Origin of the sequence: Pseudonocardia sp. SID8383 (assembly GCF_009864975.1) — a bacterium.
Classification (GTDB): domain Bacteria; phylum Actinomycetota; class Actinomycetes; order Mycobacteriales; family Pseudonocardiaceae; genus Pseudonocardia; species Pseudonocardia alni.
This window is the reverse complement of the sequence record NZ_WWFY01001132.1, coordinates 1-955: the sequence shown is the minus strand read 5'-3', so window position 1 is coordinate 955 and position 955 is coordinate 1. Positions and strand designations below refer to the sequence as shown.

General features: G+C 77.3%; 1 protein-coding gene. It reads left to right on the top strand.

Features of this window, described 5'->3' with window-relative positions; all coding sequences use genetic code 11:
• Nucleotides 1–766, top strand: a 766-nt coding sequence (locus GTW08_RS27465; RefSeq protein WP_161152721.1) for a YncE family protein, incomplete at its 5' end; no start/stop codon positions are given.
• Nucleotides 767–955: the final 189 nt, after the last annotated feature.

The following is a 955-nucleotide window of genomic DNA, read 5'->3' as shown; positions in this document are numbered from 1 at the left end:
GCTCGACGCCGACACCGCCGCCGTCGTCGGGCGGGCGCCGCTGCCGGGCGTGCTGCGCCACCTGCAGCTCGCCGGGCCGGGCGGGCCGGTGCTGGTCCCGAGCGAGAGCGCGAACGGCCTGCTGCGCGTCTCGCTGCCCGGCGGCCAGGTGTCGTCGGAGGTCATGACCGGCCCGATGGCGCACGACGCGACCGGGACGGCGGCCGGGACCGTGTTCGTCGCCAACGAGGCGGGTGGCAGCGTGTCCGTGGTCCGCGGGGACCGGGTGGTGCGCCAGCTGACCGACGTCACCCAGCCCGCCGGGCTCGCCCCCGTCGGCGACCGGGTCGGACTGATCGACGTCCGCGAGAACACCCTCACCGTCTACGACGCCGCCACCGGCGACGGCATCCGCGAGCTCCCGGCCGGCGACGGCCCGACCCACCTGGTCGCCGACCGGCACGGCCGCATGATCGCGACCGACACCCGGGGCGGGCACCTGATCGTCTTCGACCCGGCGGGCACCCCGGCCGAGGTCGGACGGGTGGACCTGCCCGGCGAGCCCTACGGGATCGCCTACGACCCGGTCCGGGACCGCGTGTGGGTCACCGCGACCGGGGCGAACCTGCTCGTCGGTTACGACATGACCGACCCGACGCCGCGGGAGGTCGCCCGGATCCCCACCGTGCGCCAGCCGAACACGGTGGCGGTCGACCCGGACACCGGACGGCTGTTCGTCACCGGCACCGCCGACGGTGTCGTGCAGGTCGTCGACGGGCCCGCCTAGGAGCGCGCGGAGCTCACGCGCGGGCCCCGAGGGCCGGTAGCAGCACGTCGTCGCAGACCGACCGCAGGTACCCGGCGTCGGCGACGGCGGCCGGCCCGTCGAGCAGCGTCGGCGCCACCACCGCGCCCGCCAGCAGATAGGGCAGGTGCCGGGCGGCGGGCGGGTCGGCGGGCAGCTCCCCGCGGGCGA